This is a genomic window from Leisingera sp. F5 (genome assembly GCF_001593695.1).
Window position 1 is genome coordinate 1 of the sequence record NZ_LUKH01001040.1, and the last position, 1,332, is coordinate 1,332.

The 1,332-nt window shown below is 61.6% G+C and carries 1 protein-coding gene; it reads left to right on the plus strand.

Annotation, left to right across the window (positions count from 1 at the left end):
- A partial coding sequence (locus A2I95_RS38650; protein ID WP_291737687.1) for a phosphotransferase occupies positions 1 to 1,332 on the plus strand: 1,332 nt, incomplete at both ends.

The window sequence follows — 1,332 nt, forward strand, 5'->3', positions numbered from 1 at the left end:
CGCCTGGATGGGGAATATGACCTGAACTTCCTAGTCAATGGGAGGGATGGCCAAGGTTATATCCTGAAGGCCATGCGCCCCGGCTGCGAAACCTGGCTGGTCGACATGCAGGTGAAGGCGTTTGACCACATCGCTGCACGGCAGCCCGATCTGCCCTGCCCGCGGGTGATTGCAGCAGCCAGCGGCCAGTCTCTGCTGACTCTCCCGGATGAAGACGGCCAGGACCGGCTGGTCTGGCTGCTGAACCAGCTGCCCGGTCGCTGCTATGCCAAGGCAGAGCCGAAATGCGATGCGCTGATCCATGAGATTGGTAAGGTTCTGGGCGGCTCGGGCAAGGCCCTGGCGGACTTCCGGCACGAAGGGCTGGAGCGTGATTTCAAATGGGACCTGACGAGGGCTGGCTGGATCACGGATCATCTCACCTGCATCGCTGATCCCGGACGCCGTGCGATTCTGAAAGGGATTTCTGCAGATTTTTCCAAGTTAGAGCCTAATATGGCGGAGTTGCCCAAGCAAGCCATCCATAATGACGCAAACGACTACAACATCATGGTGGCAGGTGTTTTGGCCGAACCACAAATGGTTTCTGGCCTGATCGACCTGGGTGACATGTGCGCCGCACCAAGGATCTGCGACCTGGCAATTGCTGCGGCTTATATCGTGCTGGACCACCCGGCGCCGGAGGCGGCACTGGCAGCACTGGTTGCGGGGTATCACGAAGCTTATCCGCTGACGCCTGCCGAGGTGAACATGGTTTGGACGCTGCTGCGCGCGCGGCTGGCGGTGAGTGTTGTCAATTCCACCATGATGGCAGCGGACAATCCGGATGACCCCTATGTGACGATCTCGCAGGCGCCGGCCTGGCGGTTCCTGGAAGGCACCGCACTGCACGGCGGATTGCTGACCGCCCGGCTGCGCGCAGCCTGCTGCATGCCGGTGGTCGAAGGTGCCGACCGGGTCCTGGCCTGGCTGGAGCAGCAACGCGGCGATTTCGCGCCGCTGATGGGTGAGGACTTGTCGGATGCGCCGATGGGCTCGCTGTCAGTGGAACACTCCACTTGGCCGCAGAACCCGTTCCACATGCCGCTGGAGGAAGCAGCCAGGGTTGGAGAGGAATTCGATAATCAGGGGCGTATCTGGCTCGGATACTATCACGAACCCCGGCTGGTTTACACTGACCTGGCCTTCCGCAAAGGCCCGTATAAGGCAAGTGACCGCCGCACCGTTCATCTGGCCGTGGACGCCTTTGCCCCGGTCGGCACGCCGATGTTTGCACCTTTGCGCGGCGAGGTCTTTGCGGCTGAATACCGGGACGGGCATCTGGACTACGGC